Consider the following 20,485-nt stretch of genomic DNA (forward strand, 5'->3'; position numbering starts at 1 on the left):
TATTTTGTTTTTTACTTTACTTTTTCTGTTTGTCTTACTTCTTTAACTTCTAAAGATTTTACACCCCCTGGAAATTCCCAATCGATCACGTCTCCTTCTGCATAGCCAATAATAGCCAAACCCATTGGGGTTAGAATGGAAACTTTTTTATTGGAAAAATTACTCTCTGTTGCTCCTACTAATTGAAAATCATTTTGCCAACCATCTTTAGTTGCCACAACCACATTAGAATTAAACCGAACAATATCTTCTGGTAATTCATTTTCATCTAATATTATCGCACTTTTCAGCTCTTCTTTCAACCTTAAAATGGATGCTTTTCTTGTAGATTCTTTATAACTATCTGATAAATTAAGTAACTGTTTTAAAGTAACATATTCCTTTTTTTCTAATACTATACTGCCATACTTCATGTTCTATTCTTTTTAAATTATCAAGGAAAAATTCCTCTTTGTACATAAGCCTTTTCAATACGTTCTATTGCTATAAAGTATGCTGCCGAGCGTAAATCTATTTCTTTACTTTCTGCTTTATTTAGCACCTTATTAAAGACCTCTTTTATTTTTTTATCTAACTTGATTAAGATTTCATCTAACTCCCAAAGCTCTCCGTTTCTGTTTTGTAACCATTCAAAATAACTACCAATTACACCTCCCGAATTACATAAGATATCTGGAATTACAGTGATTCCTTTTTCTAATAAAATCTGCTCTGCCTCTACAGTTGTTGGTCCGTTGGCTCCTTCTGCAATTAAAAAAGCTTTAATATCATTTGCATTGTCTTTAGTAATTTGATTACCTAATGCAGCAGGAATACAGATATCACAGTCTAATGCGAAAAAATCTTCTTTTACAACTGCTGTAGCACCTGGAAATCCTTGAATACTTCCTTGGTTGTTTTTAATGTATTCAAACAAATGTTCTACAGATAATCCTTCGGTATTAGATATGGATCCAAAAGCATCCTGAACACCTACCATTTTAGCGCCTTCTAATTCTAAAAAGTGTGCTGCCCAATAACCAACGTTTCCAAAACCTTGTACAATAAATGTTTTCCCTTTTAGGTCTACATTCTTATTTTCTGCCCAATATTTAATGGTTAAAAACACACCAAATCCTGTTGCTCTATCTCTACCTTCTAATCCTCCAGAACCTACAGGCTTTCCGGTTACTACGTGTTGGTTTTTAGAACGTTCGGATGGTGCTTTTGTAGACATATAGGTATCTGCAATCCAAGCCATAGTTTGCGAATTTGTATTTACATCTGGAGCTGGAATATCGTGTTCTGGTCCAATATTTTCTCCTAAAGCATACGTAAAACGTCTTGTAATACGTTCTAATTCTGCATTAGAATATTTTTTAGGATCCATTTGAATCCCTCCTTTTGCACCACCATAAGGCAATCCTGCTAGTGATGTTTTCCAGGTCATCCACATTGCTAATGCTTTTACAGAATCTATATCTATTGTAGGATGGTAACGTAATCCTCCTTTATACGGACCTAAAGCGTTGTTGTGCTGTACTCTGTAACCTTTAAAAATCTCCACTTCTCCATTATCCATACGCACTGGAAAATGAATGATTAATTCGTTATTAGTTACTTCTAGTATTTTTCTAATGTTTGGATTTAAATCAACCATATTTGCTGCAGTATCAAATTGTTGCATAACATTTGCCAGCATCCCTTGTTTTGGTTGTTTTTTCTTTTTTAATTCTTTTGTTAAAGTCATCTTTTGTTTTGTTTAGATCATTTCAATAGCACGCTCGGTAGTTTGGTACTCGAAGGCCTTTTTTGTAGTTCGTTTTTCTTGGTCGTAATTATTAATAGCAGCTATTTCATGCTCACTACAAGACCATATAAAATTTTTATTTGTCGTCAAACTACAGTCGTTGTTATATTTGCAATTACTGCATAAGCTGTTTTCCATAACACTATTCATTTTTTAGTTTTATATATTGTAAACCTAAAGGCAACTGCTGTGCCATGAAATTAATAATTTCACACAAAAACGCGCAACTAATTAATAATCAGTTGATTAATCTAAATTAACAAGAATAATGAATATTATGGAAGTGAGGAGGTTTTACACAACTGTGTAAATATTACGCACTTTTAGAAGTGCTTTATTTTATTTTTTCGCCTAAAGTTTTGCGATCTATTTGAAGAATTTTCGCCGCTTTCGTTTTATTATTATTGGTAGCCTCTAAAACCTTAAGGATGTAATTTTTCTCCATGTCTTTTAAGGATAAGAATTCCTGACTTTCTTCAGGAAAAGCAATGGTATATTTTAATTGTTCTGGCAAGTCTTGAATAGTAACTTGCTTATCACACATAATAACGGAACGTTGGATTACATTCTCTAATTCACGAATATTTCCTGGCCAGTTATAACGTTCTAAAGCAGTAAGTGCTTCCGGAGCAATAGAAATTAGCTTATCTTTAAATTCTACCCCATACTTAAATAAAAACTTATTTACTAAAAGCGGAATATCTTCTTTACGATCTCGTAATGGCGGTACTTCTACTTCGACAACCGTTAATCGATAGTAAAGATCTTCTCTAAAACGCCCTGTTTTTATTAAGTCTTTGAGATTTACATTAGTTGCAGCAATAACGCGAACATCTACAGGCTCTACTTTTTGAGATCCTACGCGAACTACTTCCTTTTCTTGCAAAACACGTAACAAGCGCAATTGTGTCGCTAAAGATGCATTTCCTATTTCGTCTAAAAATATGCTTCCTTTATTAGCGGCTTGAAAAAATCCGTTTCTATCATTATCTGCTCCTGTAAAAGCACCTTTGGTGTAACCAAACAATTCAGATTCTAATAGATTTTCTGGAATAGCACCACAATTTACAGCAATAAAAGGTGCTGTGGCATATTTACCCATATAGTGAATAGAGCGTGCAACTAATTCTTTTCCAGTACCACTTTCGCCAGTTATAAAAACGGTTGCTTTATTATTTTTTACGCGATCAATAACGTCGGTTACTTTTTTTATCGCTGGAGATTGTCCGATAAGTTCGCCATAGGCCTTTTTATCTTCTGTTTTATTAGAAGCAACTTGTACTTTTTTGGGTTGTTCTTTTAAAGCTTTTGTAACTGCAGTTTTTAATTCTTCTTTAGTAAATGGTTTGGTTAGATATTCCATTGCACCAGATCGTAAAGCATCTAAAGCGCCATCAATGGAAGGAAAACCGGTAACTACTAGTTTGGGAATATTCGGAAAGTGTTCGGAAACATATTTCACCAACTCTAAACCATCTACACCAGGCATTTTTAAGTCAGTAATTAATAAATCTATCGACTTATCTTGTAAGATAGCAATAGCCTCTTTTACAGAAATCGCCTTATACGTATGATAGTTTAATGCTTGTAAATGACGCTGAATGAGTTCTAAAATATGAACATCATCATCCACGATTAATATATTTTCACGATTTAATTCCATGTTTTAATTTTTAGGAAAGGTTATAGTAAAAATAGTCCCTTTTGGAACATTAGGAGTATGTTTTATATTTCCTTTATGACTTTTAACAATTCCATGCACCACGCTTAATCCTAAACCAGAACCTTCTCCAACCGGTTTTGTTGTAAAAAAAGGATTGAAAATATTATCGTTATTAGAAGTTTGAATTCCTTTTCCTTCATCACTTATCTTTATTTCTATATCCTTATCGGATTGCTTTACAAAAACCTGAATAAGACCGTTTTTTGGAGAAAAATAAACCGCATTAATTATTAAGTTAAAAATAACTTGGGTTAACTGAATAGCATCTGCACGAAGCGGAATATTTGTATCCTCAATATGCAATTGGCAATCAATATTCTTTTTTATAAAATTAGGTTTTAAAAGACTGATAGCATCTTTAATAATTGGAACTATATTGGTTAGTTTCATTTGTTGTGGCATATCACAAGAAAAAAACATGAGTTTTTTAACCACTTCTCTCGAATAAATAGCACTGTTTGTTATTTTTTCTAAATCGTTTGTAGCTTCTGTATTATTTAAAAACTGTTCTTTTAATAATTCAGAATACCCCAAAATATTTGCCAATGGCGTATTAAGTTCATGCGCTATTCCTGCTGTAATTTCTCCTAAAATAGCTAATCGATCTGTCCGTTCTATTTGCCTTTTGGTTATTGCTTCATTTTCAAGAATTTGTTTGCGTTCTAATAAATTTCCAATTTCTAAAGCTACTTTTTGTAAAAGCTGTTTTTCTTCATTTAAAAAACTATTCGCTGTATATTTAGATTCAGAATACCCAATTTTTATAGAACCAATTGGTGTATTAAAGGTTTTAATAGCCGAAAGAATAAACACTTTTTCTACAGGGGCTTTTCCTGTTTTAAATAATGCATCCTCTATCAATATTTCTACGGAAGCATCTTCCGGAAAACGAATAGCATCTTTTAAACTTATTGCTATCGCTTGTATGGTAGGATTAATGTCTTCAATATTACAATTAGCGATATACGAACTTATTGCATACAAACAAGTAAGCTCTTTAATACGTTCTTTTAATTTATCTTCTGCTGTAATTAATGGTGCCATATTACTAATTTACAAAACAAAAATACATATTTAAATTAGCTAAGTGAATATTGCTATATGAATTATAAAAATTACGATTAAAACGCACTTTTGTGACCAAGCTAAATCCTTTTTAGAAATGAAAAAATAAAATTTAACATTATTTCAACTTCAATACGCTCGATTAGCTTGTTATTGCTATAAAATGAAGAATCTAATTATTATAAATTTTAACGTTTCCATATTACGTATTTAGAATATTTTTGCTTAAATTTTAATAGCACATTTTTGACATGAAAACAAGATTAGTAATCTTATCGTATATTATATTATTTAGCTCTCTTTTGCATGCGCAAACAGGTTTGCCATTGCAAATTAATGATGCAAATATCAAACCATTAAACGCTTTAACAAATGCTACGCTTCAATCTAGTATTGAAAAAGAAATCTTGTCTAACCCCAAATGGAAACAATTAATTGCTGAAAAAAAGATGGCTATTGGTATTGTCGATTTAAGTAATCCCAATAAAGTAAGATATGCAAACATTAATGGAGAACATATGATGTATGCTGCGAGTTTGCCAAAAATCGCCATATTATTATCTGCTATGGATGCCATTGAAAAAGGAGAATTAAAGGAAACTGCAGAAATAAAGTATGATATGAAATTAATGATTTCTAAATCTAATAATGCTGCATCTACTAGAATGATTGACCGATTAGGATATGACAAAATTGAAGCGGTAATGACAGATCCAAAATACATGTTTTACGATCAAAATAATGGTGGTGGTTTATGGGTTGGAAAACGTTATGGAGGCGGTGGAAACACCAACAGAGAACCTTTAAAAAACTTAAGTCATGCTGCAAGTGTAAATCAAGTTTGTCGTTATTACTACTTATTAGCCAATGGAAAACTGGTAAATAGAAAGCGATCGAAACAAATGCTTAATATTATGGGTAATCCAGACTTACATCACAAATTTGTGAATACCATCGAAAAAATTGCGCCGCAAGCACAACTATTTAGAAAGTCTGGTTCTTGGCAAACCTATCATTCCGATTCTATTTTAGTTTGGGGAAAGGATCCTGAAAGACGTTATATTATAGTTGCACTAATCGATGATTCTTCTGGAGAACAAATAATAAGAAATTTGGTCAAACCTGTAGAAAAAGCACTTAAAATTAAACAACAAACCGCTTCAAATTAAAAATTAGTGTTGCAGAAAACAGTAAAAAAATATATTCTAAAAGTCTTTGATTTAAAAGAAGAAGAGCTGAACAAAACCTTATTGCTTCAGCTCAATATTTTTATAATCATTACGGTATTATTAATTGTAAAACCTACCATTAACTCTTTATTTCTTTCAGAGTTATCTTCAGATGCATTACCATTAGGCTACGTATTAACAGCTATATTTGCTGTAATAGGTTCTTATTTTTATGATAAAGCACTCGAAAAATATGCCTTAAATATTATTATCGACAGAACCCTTTTAGGCTCTGTAATCTCTTTAATACTCTTTGCTATAGCCTTTAATTTTAATCTAGCTAATGGGTTAATCTTATACATACCTTATGTTTGGGTTGCTATTTTCGGATTATTAACAGCGTCTCAATTCTGGATTTTAGCGAATCTGGTTTACAACGTCCGCGAAGCAAAACGCGTTTTCGGTTTTATTGGTGCTGGAGCTATCGCTGGAGGAATCTTTGGAGGATACCTAACCTCCTTACTTACTACTTTTATAGACACAGAAGATTTACTTTTTGTCGCTGCTTTATTATTGTTTGTTTGCATTCCGATAACGAGAAGTATTTGGAAAAATGAAGTAAAAGAATTGAATCCATTTCAAGTATCGATACGAAAAGGTCCAAAAGGAGAATCGCCAATTAAATTAATAAAACAATCTAAATTATTAAGTTTAATTGCTATTGTATTTGGGATTAGCGTTTTAGTAGCAAAACTGGTAGATTATCAATATAGCGACTATGCATCGCAACTTATTGAAGACCCGGAGGAACTCGCTTCCTTTTTTGGTTTTTGGTTTTCCACATTAAGTGTAATATCCTTATTAATACAATTGTTTTTAACGCAAAAAATTGTTGGCGCTTTTGGTGTTGGTAAATCGCTTTTATGGTTGCCTTCAGGAATTCTTATCGGTTCTATTTTACTTTTAATCCTTCCGCAACTTTGGGTGATTATCTTTATTAAAATTGTAGATGGTAGCTTAAAACAGTCTATTAATAAAGCTGCTACCGAGTTGTTATCCATTCCAATTCCTATAGAAATCAAAAAGAAAACAAAGACATTTACAGATGTGGTTGTAGATAGTATTGCTACTGGTTTAGCAGGTTTTATTCTTATTTTCTTTATTAACGGATTAGATATTTCGCCAACCTATATTAGTTTAATTATTATTGGATTAATTCTGGTTTGGTTGTATTTTATCTATCAATTAAAGGAAGAATATATTATTTCATTTAAAAAGCTTTTTGATACTTCTGCCCACAAAAAGGAAAAAACAAATAAGGAAGAAATAAAGGTTACCTCTATTGTAAACACGGTTCTACAAGTGTTTAAAAATGGAAATGAAAATCAGATTATTCATATGCTTCAAAAAACATTAGAAGTAAAAGATGAACGTTTTTTTTCAGAAATTAAAGTTCTTTTAACACATCCTTCTCCAAAAGTTAGAACCTTAGCAATTGAAAACCTATACTTTTTAAAATCTGAAAATTTAAGTGCTCAAATTGAAAAAATGGTACACGATGCAAATCAAGAAGTTACCACTACAGCATTTCGTTATTTATTAAAAAAACACAGTCAAAATACGGTTACGCTTTTCGATAAATATTTAAACAGTACCGACAAAACTATTGCTAATGCTGCGCTTATTGGACTTTCTTTGGAGCTACGAAACAATCCTGTATTACAAGAAAAATTTAGTTTAGAACAAAGAATACAACATGCTTTACAAGACTACGCTACTTTAATAAACAAAGAAGACAAAATGCATAAAACGCATGCCATTTTAGAAACTATTGGTAATGCACGTGTAAAAAAACACTATAATTTTATAAAAGAACAGCTACAATCTAACCATTCGCAAACCGTAAATATTGCACTTACTGCTGCATCAAAAACCTTAGACAAACCATTTATAGATTTAATTATTCCGCATTTATCCCATAAAGATTCTAGACAAAATGCCATGGAAGCATTGTATTTTTATAACGAACCGATTATTGATATTTTATATGAAAAAATAAAACAAGAAACTTTTGATTTAGAAGATGTTGCGGTTATGGTTTTGGTTATTGAAAAATTTGCGTCGCAGAAGGCTATAAATACTTTAATAAAATTAGCAGACGATACCGAGCATAGTATTAAAATGGTTTCTATTGAAGCCTTAAAACGTTTAAAATGGAAGTATCCACACCTTCAAATTAAAGATCGTTATATTATTGATAAGATTTTAGACGAATGCCATTTGTACCAAAACACACTTTCGGTTATCCATTCGCAAATTGTAATTCAGTATAAAAAAAATACAGAAACTGTTGAAGAAACTACCGCTAGAAAAAAACTCATTCAATTATTAGAGCTTCGATTAGATCGACAATTACAACGAATTTTCAGGTTTTTAGGAATAAAATATCCGCCAAATGAAGTAGATACTATTTACGATTCTATTTTGCATGGTAAAGAAGAACAGCGTATTCATGCCATTGAGTTTTTAGATAACATTATAGATATTCAACTAAAAAAAGAATTGATACCTGTTGCAGAATCTATTTTAATGGAATCCATTTCGGAAGAAAAAGTAAAAAAATTAAACCTTAAAGTATTGAGTGAAACCGAATGTTACCAAGCTTTATTACACCGAAAAGATGTAAAACTGAAATTAGCTGTTTTACATCTTATTGAAGCTACACATGATGCTAAGTTTACCCCTTTAATAGTGCCTTTACTTGAAGACGCTAACTTGAAGGTTAAGCTAAAAGCAAAAGGGATTCTTAATCGATTTAAGTAATTACTTTCTAATTATTTTATCTAAGCTAGTAGCAAGGTTCATGTGGTCTGTCGCCGAGTTTTTGCGAAGCACATTGGTCATTAAAACAACCATATACCTACAATTATTTACGTGTTCTACAATAGCAACCGAGTTCATAAAATTAGTCACATTCCCCATATATTTACCGCAATCTTCTCCTTTGGTTCTATCGCATTTATACAAGCTTCCAGATTTAAAATACACCGCAGCTTCTTTTAAAGCAGGAGCTTGTGCATAGCGAATTCGTCTATCTGTCATGTACATTAAGCGTTTCATTTCTAGGCTAGATTCTTGATCAATGACATTACCTTGTTCTAACTGAATTAAGAACTTCATTAATCCTAAAGGCGAACCAATACTTCCTCCTTTATCACCAACATAGGTATTTGCTCCACGTGTAAAAAAGCTCCCTAAACGCCATTCGTCTTTGGTAATACCTAACGCACGAAGTGGCAAATTAACCACATCATTTGCTATATCTGTTAATTCCTTTTTATTGGCTGTTTTAAAAAAGGCATCTGCTTCTTCTTGGGTTAAATCCGGATATTTTTCTCCGAAGATTTGCATTAATAAAACTTCTCTCCAAACAATACTTGCAGCGCCATTATTACTTACAGACAACATGTGATCTGCCCATTCAAACAAGGTAAAAACATCACTAGCAACCACTTGACGTTTTACTAATTTTTGTGTTTCTATATTATAAATAGGAACGGTATGCTCATCTGTTAATCCCCAAACGCCAGCTCTTACAGACTTATTACGCAATAGGTTTAAACGTTTTTCAAAATCGTCTGGATATATTTTAGCCAGCTGATCGAACAAACCAGCAAGCACTGCTAATTTGCCTACACTTCCAGGTTGGTAACCAGCAGTTTCATTTCTACTAGCATATCTAATACTATCTACATTTGAAATATCTAGTACAGCCAAAGAATAACTTTTATCTAATCCTCTAAACAAACCACTAATTTCATTTTGAAAATTAACATCCTTCCGTAAAAAGGCACCAACGGAATCTGCTTTCTTTTCGGTTAGATTAAGTTGAATATCTAAATACGATTTCATGGCTCCTGCTGGCAACGAAGTTGCATCTTTAATTTCACCACTTTTAATAAGTTCTAAGCGCTTTAAACGTTTAATTCCGGTATGTGAATAGCCATCAATAGGATAAAAACTCACTATTGTAAATGCAGAACACATAGCAAAAACAAAAACTAATACTATTAACTTTTTCATATTATATTTTTTTAGAAAGTGAAATGGCTTTTGATTGGTCTGTTTTTGGTGTAATAGATTCTAAATAGGTAGAACTTAATGCTTTTTTATTCTCTACAAAAGGACGGATTTGGAACAACCACAATTCATTATTTTTAAAACCAAGTTCCACATCATAAGCACCTTCATAATCCGATTGTGTTTCTTTTGGTATTATTTCACGCATGGTACGTGCTAAATTTCTAATATCGTTTATATTTTGTGCGTTTAAAATTGGCGTTTCAAAACTCGCTAGTTTTTTTCCTGTTCCTCCAGTTACTGGTAAACTATTATAATATTGTTCTCTAGAAGGTGCTAAAAACTGGTAACCTCCTTTGTTTTTAATAAGATAGGTTTCTGCAGATTGCCCATCTACTGCTCCACCCGCTCCTCTACTAAAAGCGATGGTTAAATCTTCGTCGTTACCATTACTAATTCCTTTGGTAATTAATACACCAGAATAATCCACATCTACACTTGGTATAACCAAAATAGAAGGAAATACGTTTTCGGGATTTAACAAGTATTTCTGTCTCCATTTAAAGCTACGTTCGGTATATGGAGAAGCCCAAACATCTTTTATACCATCCAAAATTTTCGATTTATCCACCACATTAAACAAGGTTAAGTTTAAACCAGCTCCTGTAAAATCTTTTAGATCTTCCATGTTGGTGTCGCTTCTTAAGAATACAGGAACATTCCCTAATTCTTTTCCTAAAATAGATTTAAAATCTTTTTCTAATTGGTTTACAAACGTTGCTTGTAATGGCATTTTTTTAATAGCAACTCTTAAAATTGCAAGTTGCTCTAATTGATATGCTTCTACTATATTTTCTGCAATATTATTATCTCGCATTTTCTCTGCTTCCGAAAACATGGCGTTTAAAAACTCCCAATAACTAACTGTTTGTTCTGGCATTGGAAGATCCATATGTGTTCTAAAAATTCCGAAAGGGATTACTAAACCTTCCACTACTTTTTCTGGAAACATTTTTTTAAGCTGTCCTAAATTCGCTGCTTTTGGTCCGCAAAGCTTACCAGAATCAGTAGCATCTACACTTCTAAGATTTAAAACATTGGTTTCGTCTAATCGTATATTTTCAATAGGCACTTCAATTTTTTCTGCATTGCGCTCCTTTTTCACAAATAAGGCCTTCTCTTCAGTATTCATATCTTTTTCAGCCTTTATAATCACATTACCTTTATTGGAAACTGCATAAAAAACATGTTGACCGTTAAATTTTAAAAGGCTTTCTAAGTTATCATCCGATAAAGCCGCGTTTGGAATCCCTAAATTACGAGCTAATAATTGCACATGTGAAACCATATTTCCTTCGGAAACGGTTGCAATTCCAGCTACTGGCTTTAAGTCGGCAGGAGGTCTTTGAAAAATATATATTTTATCGGAATCCACTTCTACTTCATCTGGAGAGCCACTAACAACTACTAATTCTCCGAAGGCATAACCAGGATTTAACCCTCGAAATGCACTTTGGTTTGGCACATTCATGACTTTGTTAGTTAATGAAGATTCGATGGCAATAAAATCGCCTAAATCACTGACACTTTTACCTAAATGTAAAGCAATAGATCCTCTAATTTTATCGTCTATAAAACCATAACTTAAAGGCTCGAAAGCGGTGTATTTATCAACAATATTCTGATAATTTGCTTTCACCATAGAAGAACTCCACTCTACTTGTCGTCTTGCATTTTCTAAAATTGCAGCAAGTTCTTGTAAAGTCATGGTGTTTTCTGCAATTGGTGAAACGGTTAATTGAAGTTCTTCCCATTCGTGTAATTCAATATAACCAGCTCCTGCGGTTGCCATACCTAAATAGCATATTTTATTTAGTAATTCTTCCATCGTATTCGCTTCCCATTGTGGTGCATTTTTAAAAATGATGGTTTCTAGTTTTAAAGATAAATCTAGTAACTGTAATCTTGATTTCGCACTTTTTTCTTCGGTTAAAGACAATCTAATATCATATAATAATTGCGCCGTTTCTATAACGAGCTTAGAAACTTCCGGGTTTGCAGCATTGGATACCACATAGCTATTGATTTTAGAACCAATTTTGGAGTCTTTACTTAGGGATAGTTTTTTGGGAATAGCATTAATATCTATTGGCGTATAAAAGGTTTCCATTGTAGTAAGCAAAGCTGCCAACTGCGTGTTTAAAGCCGCTGTTAACTTGGTGCTTTGTGCTTTTTTAAACGCTTTTACAGCTTCGATATCGCTAAGTTCTGGTTGTCCATGAATTTTAACACGTAAATCCATAAATGGAGGAAAAGCATCTGAAATTACTTTAGATTGGCTACGCATTAATTGCGCAATATTGTCGTCACCTTGATGTGGGATGTCTTTAAGCGATTGTCTAATTAGATAGAAATCTTGCTCTAAAAAAGTATCGTTTGCCAATAACCATTTATAAAAGTCAATTCCCCAAGCAGCTTCATCTTCACTTTGGATTGCACCTCTATAAAATTGTCCTTTTTGGTTAATCCAACCATTATCTATCGTACTTAAATATTTATCTAATTGGTATTGTTTTAAACGGGAATGGTTATTTGCTGCATCCCAAAAATCGGTTTTATCTGTATAGGTTAAAATCTGGCCAAAATAAATGTGGTTCGATTTGGCTAAAGCTTCCACTTGATCTTTGTAACGCGCGTGTTGCCAGCCTGGACCAATATTATCTGGACAAGGATCTTTTGGTTGCCTTACGCTACCATCGGTACAAAACCAACGAATATCTTTATATGGCCCACGAATATCACTTTTATATAAGGAAATTAGTTGCTTGATTTTATCGTTACTTAGTTCTTGCGATTGCGCATTTGAAGCTAAAAACAAAAGGCTTAAGCTATATAAAATTATCTTTTTCATAGTAGTTAGTTATTAAGAACTTATACTTCAAATGTAATGCCAATTTGAATTGTATTTACATAAGGTAAAAAATATATTACAAATAAAAAAAGAGTCTCTTTCGAGACTCTCTTTTCATCCTTAATAAAATAAAAAACTACTTAATAATTATCTTTTGTGATGACACTGTTTTACCATCTGTCATTCTAACCACATATATTCCTGTTGCTACCTGACTTACATCTAAAGTATTGAGTCCAATATTTAATGTTCCTTTTTTAACCAAACCACCAATAACATTATACATTTGATAGTCATAATTGTTACTTGTATTATTTAATTTAATGTTTAAAACACCATCTAATACTGGATTAGGAAAAACGGTAGGAGCAGCTAATTCACTAGCTTCTACTTCATTTACACCTAGCGTATTATTTGCAATACTAATTTCCCATAAACCTCTACCAAAAGTACCAACAACTAATTTATCTTGTGTGTAATTAATTTCAATATCACTAACTACAACATTAGGTAAACCTTGTCCTAATTTAGTCCAACTACCTGTTCCTACTTTAAAATAAACACCAAGCTCTGTTCCTAGGAACAAAATTTCTTGTCCTTGATTTTGCTTTAAAACTACTTGTTTAGCAATAATGTTAGGTAAACCTGCGGTAATGTTAGTCCAAGTAGATCCTCCATTTGTAGATTTAAAAACTTTAGAGCCATCTACATAACCATTCACTGTTGCATACAATGTGTTTGTGTTATTTTGGTCTAAGGAAATAGAGTTCATTTTCGCTCCTGCTTCTGGTTGTGAAACAGCACTCCAAGAACTACCATCATTACTTGATTTTTTAATAGCATTTTCACCAATTACGAATAAATTATTTCCAAAGGTTTCGATGTATTCAATTGCTCCTGCTCCAGAATTAAGGTTCGTCCAAGTATCTCCTTTGTTTGTTGATTTATATACATCTGCAAAACCACCATATAGTGTTGTAGAAGTTGTAGAATGCATTTTTAACGTCCAAACGAAAGGTGCTCCGGTAGTTGGCGTAGTTAAACTTGTTCCCCAAACGTCTCCTAAAAATCCGTTATCTGCTCTTGTTAATCCTCCATTTTGAGAACCTAAATATCTAATTTGCGGATTCGAGTAATCTACCGCTGTACATGTACCATCACCAGCTCCTGCAGTAACCCAAGCTGGATTTCCGCCAACCATTTCTAAACTATACCCATCATTATCTTGGTTTCCCATAATAATATTATCGGTACTTGTTTGTGGTGTTATTGCTACAGAATATAATTGTGTAACTATTACTCCGTTAGATTTGTATTCCACTACTGGTTTTTCATCTGCAATATTTGCATACGTTACAAAATTTAAACCACCATCATTTACATTCCAAAAAGAGTAACCATTATCTAAAGATCCTATTTCATGAATATCTGCATGCCCATAAGAACCAGGAGAAGTATTATCTGACCATGAGTTGTTTAAAGTAACATACCAAGTATTCCCTAAATCATCTGAATTAATTCCATCTACAACACCACTAACTATTAGTCCGTCTTTTACAGCTAAACATTGGTTGTACGATTCTTGTGTACTATACCCAACAGCTGGAACACCAACCGTTGCAAGTACAGGAGATGCATCAGCAGGATTATAAGAAGAAACTTGACCGTTATCTGCTTGCACATAAAAAACGCCGTTTTCATCTGTAGTAATCGCGTGACGTGCACTATTTGCACCTTCAGCAATTAATACACTCCATGTATTTCCGTTATTAGAAGAAAAGAATAATCCTCCCCAACTATCGGAACACATGATATTACTACCATTTCTATGAAACTTTCCTAAAACAGCATCGTTATAATTATGTGTAAATACATTAGTCCAATTAGCACCTCCATCTGTAGTTTTCTTAATGTACTCATTGGTTCCAACAATAACGGTACTTGCGTCTATAACAATTAAATTAGAAGTAGTTTCTTTATCGTCTAAACTAAACGTAAGGTTTGTTGGTTGGTATGTTTCACCAAAATCTGTGGATTTATAAATACCAATAGAGTTTATATGTTTTGCATCATAATCTCCTGTAGAGATATAAATAGTTCCTGGGTTATTAATATCGGATGCGCTACTTTTAATATCTGTTACACCTATACCAGCAAGATGATCTAATTTAGGCGACCATGTTGCACCATTATCTAAAGATTTCCAAACACCTCCAACTGGTGCACTTACAAATAGCACATTTTGGTTTGCATCTGTAGCATGTTCATATCTTAAGAAATTAGTTAAACGTCCTAATTGCGGATTGTTAGGATATCCATTAGCATCTGGAACTTCTTGCGGACCAATATTACTCCAATTTTCTGTACTTGCTGAAGTTCTAAAGTTAGTATTTAAGTTCTTAGATATTTTACCTTTAGCATCAATAATTCCTGCGTTATACCATCCTGAAAAAGCATTCGGAAAATTACCATTGACATCTACTCTATCTTTCCAGTAGTATGCCCATCTTTCAAATTGTTTATGCTTTTTTATTTCTGCTTTAGAGGCATTCTTATTGTATGCTCCTAATTCTTTCCTAACCTTATTCGTGATTTCATAATAATTGCTGCCTTTAAGATTTGTTGCAGCTTTATAGTCTATAGATTGTGAATAGGTCACAATTGTAAAGACCATTAATAAAAGAGTAATTGTTTTTTTCATTTTTTTCTATATTAATATTTGAACAAAACAAATATCCAATATCCATTACAAACCAAGCAAATTAGTACTACGCACTTACTACGCACGATACTATTTTAAATAATAAGTAAAACAACTGATGTGTGCTTTATCAAATTTTAAATAATAAAAAACAGCCTCAATGTTGTTGCAATGAGACTGTTTACGTTTTAAATTTCGCTATTAACCTAAAACAAAATTTTGTTTGTAATCACTGCACCATTAGATAGTGTTGTTTTCACAAATAATACACGCTGGCTTCTCACAATAGATTTATTATTAAAAACTTTAGCGTCAATTTTTTCTTTTTCAAATACTTTCTTTCCTAAGATATCAAAAATCACAACCTTATTAATATCCTGTACAGAAGACTTTATTTGTAAGTTTTCGTTTTCATCCATAGAAATGAATACCGTATTATTATTTGCTGTATTACTTTCTAATCCTAAGGTTTGATTATTAAGATCGGATTCCCAAATACCTCTACCGTATGTTCCTGCTCTTAGTTTGCCTGTTGGATAAAAAATCTCTAAATCTCGTACAGCAACATTTGGTAAACTAGTCATATAGGATTGCCATGAAGTCACCGTATTATTTGCAATAAAAACGCCAATATCTGCTCCTAAATATACTTCATCTGCTATACCATTCGTTCTATATACAATAGTATTCATTGGCACATTAGGTAATCCTGCAGAAATATTAGTCCAATTTGAACCTCCATCTACCGACTTGTATACTTTATTAGCACTATCATAACCAGAATAGGTTACCCAAACTTTATTGGCATCTGTTGTAGAAACCGTTACACTAGAAAAAGCGGCACTTGTTGGTAATCCTGCTGTAACATTTGTAAAGGAAGCTCCAGAATTTGTAGATTTTGAAATAGCATCTATTTGTACGGTATAAATAACCGTTGGATCGCTTGGCGCTACTACAAATTCTTTAATTCCGTCTGTACCGGTTGCTGTTCCTAATGCGGACCAGTTATCTCCATAATTTACAGACGTATATAAAGTTGGTGTACCACCAGCAAATAAGGTATATGTATTTGTGGGATGCATTTTAAAAGGACTATAAAAATCAATACCACTTGGAAGTCCGGTAACAATTGGAGTAATGGTTGCTCCACCATCTGCTGAACGACCATAAGCTCCATGAACATATTGCACATAAATATAATTATCATCGTCTGGATCGATGAAGCATTCTCCGCCATCTCCTCCATTGATATTATACCAACCTGTAGATTCATTTAATACTGTACCATTGTCTTGTTCTCCTGCAACAATTCCTGTTGCTGTATATGCAGACAATCCTAATTTAACCACTTGCCCGATGGTTAAATTATTGCTAATATCTGTCCATTGATCTCCATTATCATAAGAAACAAAAAGCCCTCCATCATTACAAGAATACATGGTTGTTGAACTTGCAGGTTGGTAAACAATTTCGTGCACATCTGCATGAATTTCGCCAGAATCCCAAACAGAGGTGTTTTCCCAAGTAACACCACCATCAAAAGATCTCCAGTGGTTGACACCTCCAATAGTAATATTCTCTTTATCTGTAGGAGAAGCTACAATCGCTAAATCAAAGAATGCTTGTCCACCAGCATCCGAACCATCTACGGTATAGGCTAATAAGTTTGGAGTTGTAGACATGGTTGTAAACGTAGTACCATCATCTGTAGAGCGATAGGTTCCCATATAAGACTCATCACTAGATTTACCATAAAGTGCATATACATAAGCATCATCGTCTGCCGTTACAGCAAGTGCAATACGTGAAACACCTGATGTTGGTAATCCGTTTGTAATTTCTGTCCAATTTGCTCCAAAGTCTGTAGATTTATAAAAGCTAGTACCAGAAGCATACACGGTATTTGCGTTTAAAGTTCCTGGTTTAAATTCCATGTCTTTTAAATCTGGTGTAGAACCACTAAAGACACTACTAGAATATGTAGCCCAACCATCTGTAGTATAATATGCTCCGTAACTGGAAGCTACCACCATTTTTAATGGGTTATTTGGATCCATTAAAAGTTTAGAAAGCTTTTCCGGGTAAACCGCTGGATCAAAAACAAGCGACGTTGGATTCCAAGTTGTTCCACCATCTGTAGATTTTAATATTCCAAGACTGTTTCTGTTTCCTTCAATATCTCCAGTTGCTAAATACATAGTGGTTCCATTAGGAGCAATTGCCAAATCAGAACATCCAATTACCGCTAAAAAGTCGGTATTGGTAGTCCATGAAGCACCTGAGTTTGTAGATTTCCATAATCCACCATCTGGTGCCCCTACATACATGGTGTTAGAATTTATTGGGTCAAAACGTACAAAGTTTAATCTTCCTGCTCCTGTTCTGGTATAAGGAGATGGTCCATCTGGTGATCCTACTGGTCCGAGTTCTGTCCAATTACTTGTTACTCCTGCAACTCTTTGATCTTTATTCGCTTTTTGCCATTTTACATAATTATTATAAGTAGAAGAAGGCAAATTCATATTACCAGAAGGATACACTCTTGGTGTCATATAATCTTCCCAGCGCTTAAAAGGTTTGTATCCTTTACCTCTTTCTGGTGTTTTATCTTTCCAATAACTATTGAAGTTTTCTTGCACTTGATAAAAAGTTGCTCCCTCATTATTATTCATTGCTGTCCAATTGATTTTGGATTGCGGCTTAGTTTGCGAATACATGAATACGGATGCAAGCAGTAATGTAATTAAGTAGATTTTTCTCATGACTTTGTAAATTTATAATTTAGCATTACAAATATCTACATGCCATAGAAACAATAGGGGTTTTGGACTACGCATTAACTACGCATTTCAAAAAAAACAGAAAAGAAGTACAATATTATATTAAATAGATCGGGTTTTAGTTTCCTTAAATGTTTCATTAAGGTATTCAACAAGCGTAGCGTTGGTATCTATGCCTTCCATTTTTTTAGAAATACGATAACGCTTGCTTTCGATTGCTCGTGTGGAAGAATTTAAAAAAGCGGCAATTTCTTTATTTTTAAATCCGATAAACAGATAATAACAAATAGTGATTTCCGAATCATTTAGTTTAGGATGTAATGCTTTCATTTGGGTAAAAAAATCAATATTAAGATCATTTATGAGTTCCAAATAATTTTCTTCCTTCGCTAAAAAAGTAGATGCGTTATGATGAATGTTTTTATATAACTCTTTTATTTTTTCTTTTTGTTCGGCAATATTATGAATGGTAGAAATTGCTTTCACTTCCTTTTTAACTTCAATAATATAATCTTCTAAACCACGAACTTTTACTTTCAACTTTTCGTGATTACTTTTTAAAAAGGAAAACTCTTTATCGCTTTTTGTATATTCTAAAATGGCAACTTTAATTTTTTTGTACTTCGTTATTACAATAATACTCAGCATTAACAGTAACACTCCCAATAGGATAATTACATATCTATGAATCTGTTTTTTCTTTATTTCGGATTCTAATGCCGTTTCTGTTTGTATTAAATCTTCATTTATTTTAATACTCGCATCCAGTGTTTTGTTCATTTGTAGGGCTTCAAAATTTCTTAAAGAATCTTTAAAAGCCTTTTTTAATGCTACATCATTAATTTGATCATAATAATCTAACTTTAATCTGAAGTAATTTCTGGTATCATGTTCATTCATTGCAGATCGCAATGCTCCAAATTTCTGAAGATACATCTGTAAAGAATCTAATGCTTTATTTTCAAAATGAAAATCGGCAATATCACTATACAAAGTTACCATGTGTTTTTTATGAAGCGATTCTGGAATGGTTGCGTCGTTCTCTAATTCTTTTAAGAGATTAAAATATTTATGCGCATTATTTATATCACCTAAATTCGTATAATTAGTAGTTAACATAAATAAGGCATACATATAATAGTAGCCATCATCCTTTATGCTTTTATAATATTCTAAATCCTTTAATACAATGGCGTTACTTTTATTGTAGTTTTTATTATTTAACGCTACATAAGCGGGCATTTGCATCACCTCTGCTAAACCATTTGCATTCTTTGCAAGTGCATAGTATTTCTTAGCTTCATTTAAATACTTGTATGCTAAAACGGAATCTTGTTTTACTAAGTGCGTATTATAAAAAAGCTCTAAACTACTCATTCCAGCAACATCATAATTCTCTTCTATTTTAGCATATTTTAATGCTAACATAAAATTTTTAAAGATTAAGGTTTGCTCATCCAAATCATCATTAATAATTCCTTTTAATTGATAATATTCCGCTAAACGTCCTTCTATATTTTTTTCAATAGGTTGCGGAATGGAATCTAAATAAAGTTTTGCTAGTTTAGGGTTCTCATCAATAATATTGGTTGCAGAATCTATGTGTTTTATAAAAGGATTGTTATTAAGCTGTGCAAATGCACCTATGCAACTTACAAAAAAGAGGAAACAAAAAACAATACTATTAAACGGGTACTTACGCATGAATCTGGATGAAATTAATAAAGCATAAAGGTAAAATAATATGATTAAATGCACGCTATCACGCATGGTAATAATCACTATAAATATTACTAGAAGTATTTTATTTATCTAACAAACGTCTATGATAATTGATTTGTCCTAAATGGTAAGAAAGATGCATCGCTAAATGCATTAAAAAATATTCGGTGGTCATCGTATCTTCAAAAATACGACGTTTATACTCTTTTTGCAAATCGGTTTCAGATAATTTCAATAGTGTATTCTCTACAGCAATAATAGTATCTTCCACTTGTTTAATCAATACAGCTTTAGGAACATCTTTAAGTGAAAACTCTAAATCTCGTTTTCTTACATAACCAGAATTCCCTAAAGATTCGCAAATAAAAGCATTTAAATTTCCAACTACATGCAGACATAAATTCCCTGCGGAGTTCGTAATTTCACCAGTAACCAACCATAAGTTCTTTTCCTCTTTATACGCTTCTACTTCTACTATTAAAGCCTTTAAATCTCTTTTATAGAGTTTCATTAAACTATCTGTAATCATAAACTTGTTTTTTATT

Annotated in this window: 13 protein-coding genes; 2 read left to right on the forward strand and 11 right to left on the reverse strand. The window is 32.6% G+C overall.

What is annotated here, in order from left to right; genetic code table 11:
* Positions 1-11: 11 nt before the first annotated feature.
* From AMD28_RS05820 to AMD28_RS05835, 5 genes are all read right to left on the reverse strand, one after another.
* The gene (locus AMD28_RS05820) at positions 12-413 is read right to left on the reverse strand and encodes a GreA/GreB family elongation factor (protein WP_055443217.1); all 402 of its coding nucleotides are present in this window, start codon (positions 411-413) and stop codon (positions 12-14) included.
* Positions 414-433: 20 nt separating this feature from the next.
* Positions 434-1,729, reverse strand: coding sequence for a Glu/Leu/Phe/Val family dehydrogenase (locus tag AMD28_RS05825; RefSeq protein ID WP_055443218.1), 1,296 nt, complete (start codon positions 1,727-1,729; stop codon positions 434-436).
* 12 nt (positions 1,730-1,741) lie between these two features.
* Positions 1,742-1,879: a hypothetical protein gene (locus AMD28_RS18605; protein WP_161804621.1), complete on the reverse strand. Its 138-nt coding sequence runs from the start codon at positions 1,877-1,879 to the stop codon at positions 1,742-1,744.
* 244 nt (positions 1,880-2,123) lie between these two features.
* Positions 2,124-3,452 (reverse strand): sigma-54-dependent transcriptional regulator, encoded by a 1,329-nt coding sequence (locus AMD28_RS05830; RefSeq protein WP_055443219.1) that lies wholly within the window; start codon positions 3,450-3,452, stop codon positions 2,124-2,126.
* A gap of 3 nt (positions 3,453-3,455) precedes the next feature.
* On the reverse strand, positions 3,456-4,556 hold the full coding sequence (locus AMD28_RS05835) for a sensor histidine kinase (RefSeq protein ID WP_055443220.1): 1,101 nt from the start codon (positions 4,554-4,556) through the stop codon (positions 3,456-3,458).
* 272 nt (positions 4,557-4,828) lie between these two features.
* Here AMD28_RS05835 and AMD28_RS05840 point away from each other — a divergent pair, with 272 nt between their 5' ends.
* Positions 4,829-5,746, forward strand: a complete 918-nt coding sequence (locus AMD28_RS05840; RefSeq protein ID WP_055443221.1) for a serine hydrolase — start codon at positions 4,829-4,831, stop codon at positions 5,744-5,746.
* A 6-nt stretch (positions 5,747-5,752) separates the two neighbouring features.
* The gene (locus AMD28_RS05845) at positions 5,753-8,569 is read left to right on the forward strand and encodes an Npt1/Npt2 family nucleotide transporter (RefSeq protein WP_055443222.1); all 2,817 of its coding nucleotides are present in this window, start codon (positions 5,753-5,755) and stop codon (positions 8,567-8,569) included.
* Here the strand turns inward: AMD28_RS05845 and AMD28_RS05850 are convergent, their stop codons facing one another.
* The 6 genes from AMD28_RS05850 to AMD28_RS05875 all read right to left on the reverse strand — a co-directional run bounded on the left by AMD28_RS05850 (position 8,570) and on the right by AMD28_RS05875 (position 20,469).
* Positions 8,570-9,829: a serine hydrolase gene (locus AMD28_RS05850; protein ID WP_055443223.1), complete on the reverse strand. Its 1,260-nt coding sequence runs from the start codon at positions 9,827-9,829 to the stop codon at positions 8,570-8,572.
* Position 9,830: 1 nt separating this feature from the next.
* Entirely contained in the window at positions 9,831-12,737 is a 2,907-nt protein-coding gene (locus AMD28_RS05855; protein WP_055443224.1) for a PEP/pyruvate-binding domain-containing protein, read from the reverse strand.
* Positions 12,738-12,873: 136 nt separating this feature from the next.
* A complete protein-coding gene (locus AMD28_RS05860; protein WP_055443225.1) occupies positions 12,874-15,438 on the reverse strand; it encodes a T9SS type A sorting domain-containing protein in 2,565 nt (854 codons plus the stop codon).
* Positions 15,439-15,644: 206 nt separating this feature from the next.
* Positions 15,645-18,200, reverse strand: a complete 2,556-nt coding sequence (locus tag AMD28_RS05865) for a hypothetical protein (protein WP_055443226.1) — start codon at positions 18,198-18,200, stop codon at positions 15,645-15,647.
* 120 nt (positions 18,201-18,320) lie between these two features.
* A complete protein-coding gene (locus AMD28_RS05870) occupies positions 18,321-19,922 on the reverse strand; it encodes a helix-turn-helix transcriptional regulator (RefSeq protein WP_055443227.1) in 1,602 nt (533 codons plus the stop codon).
* A 100-nt stretch (positions 19,923-20,022) separates the two neighbouring features.
* Positions 20,023-20,469, reverse strand: a complete 447-nt coding sequence (locus AMD28_RS05875) for a DinB family protein (protein WP_055443228.1) — start codon at positions 20,467-20,469, stop codon at positions 20,023-20,025.
* Positions 20,470-20,485 lie beyond the last annotated feature (16 nt).

Source organism: Lacinutrix himadriensis (assembly GCF_001418105.1).
Taxonomy (GTDB): Bacteria; Bacteroidota; Bacteroidia; order Flavobacteriales; family Flavobacteriaceae; genus Oceanihabitans; species Oceanihabitans himadriense.

Excerpts from the sequence above, each read along its gene's own strand:
- AMD28_RS05875 (WP_055443228.1), bottom strand. The coding sequence starts at position 20,469 with ATGATTACAGATAGTTTAATGAAACTCTATAAAAGAGATTTAAAGGCT.
- AMD28_RS05855 (WP_055443224.1), bottom strand. The coding sequence starts at position 12,737 with ATGAAAAAGATAATTTTATATAGCTTAAGCCTTTTGTTTTTAGCTTCA.
- AMD28_RS05825 (WP_055443218.1), bottom strand. The coding sequence starts at position 1,729 with ATGACTTTAACAAAAGAATTAAAAAAGAAAAAACAACCAAAACAAGGG.
- AMD28_RS05830 (WP_055443219.1), bottom strand. The coding sequence starts at position 3,452 with ATGGAATTAAATCGTGAAAATATATTAATCGTGGATGATGATGTTCAT.
- AMD28_RS05850 (WP_055443223.1), bottom strand. The coding sequence starts at position 9,829 with ATGAAAAAGTTAATAGTATTAGTTTTTGTTTTTGCTATGTGTTCTGCA.
- AMD28_RS05820 (WP_055443217.1), bottom strand. The coding sequence starts at position 413 with ATGAAGTATGGCAGTATAGTATTAGAAAAAAAGGAATATGTTACTTTA.
- AMD28_RS05860 (WP_055443225.1), bottom strand. The coding sequence starts at position 15,438 with ATGAAAAAAACAATTACTCTTTTATTAATGGTCTTTACAATTGTGACC.
- AMD28_RS05840 (WP_055443221.1), top strand. The coding sequence starts at position 4,829 with ATGAAAACAAGATTAGTAATCTTATCGTATATTATATTATTTAGCTCT.
- AMD28_RS05835 (WP_055443220.1), bottom strand. The coding sequence starts at position 4,556 with ATGGCACCATTAATTACAGCAGAAGATAAATTAAAAGAACGTATTAAA.
- AMD28_RS05865 (WP_055443226.1), bottom strand. The coding sequence starts at position 18,200 with ATGAGAAAAATCTACTTAATTACATTACTGCTTGCATCCGTATTCATG.
- AMD28_RS05870 (WP_055443227.1), bottom strand. The coding sequence starts at position 19,922 with ATGCGTAAGTACCCGTTTAATAGTATTGTTTTTTGTTTCCTCTTTTTT.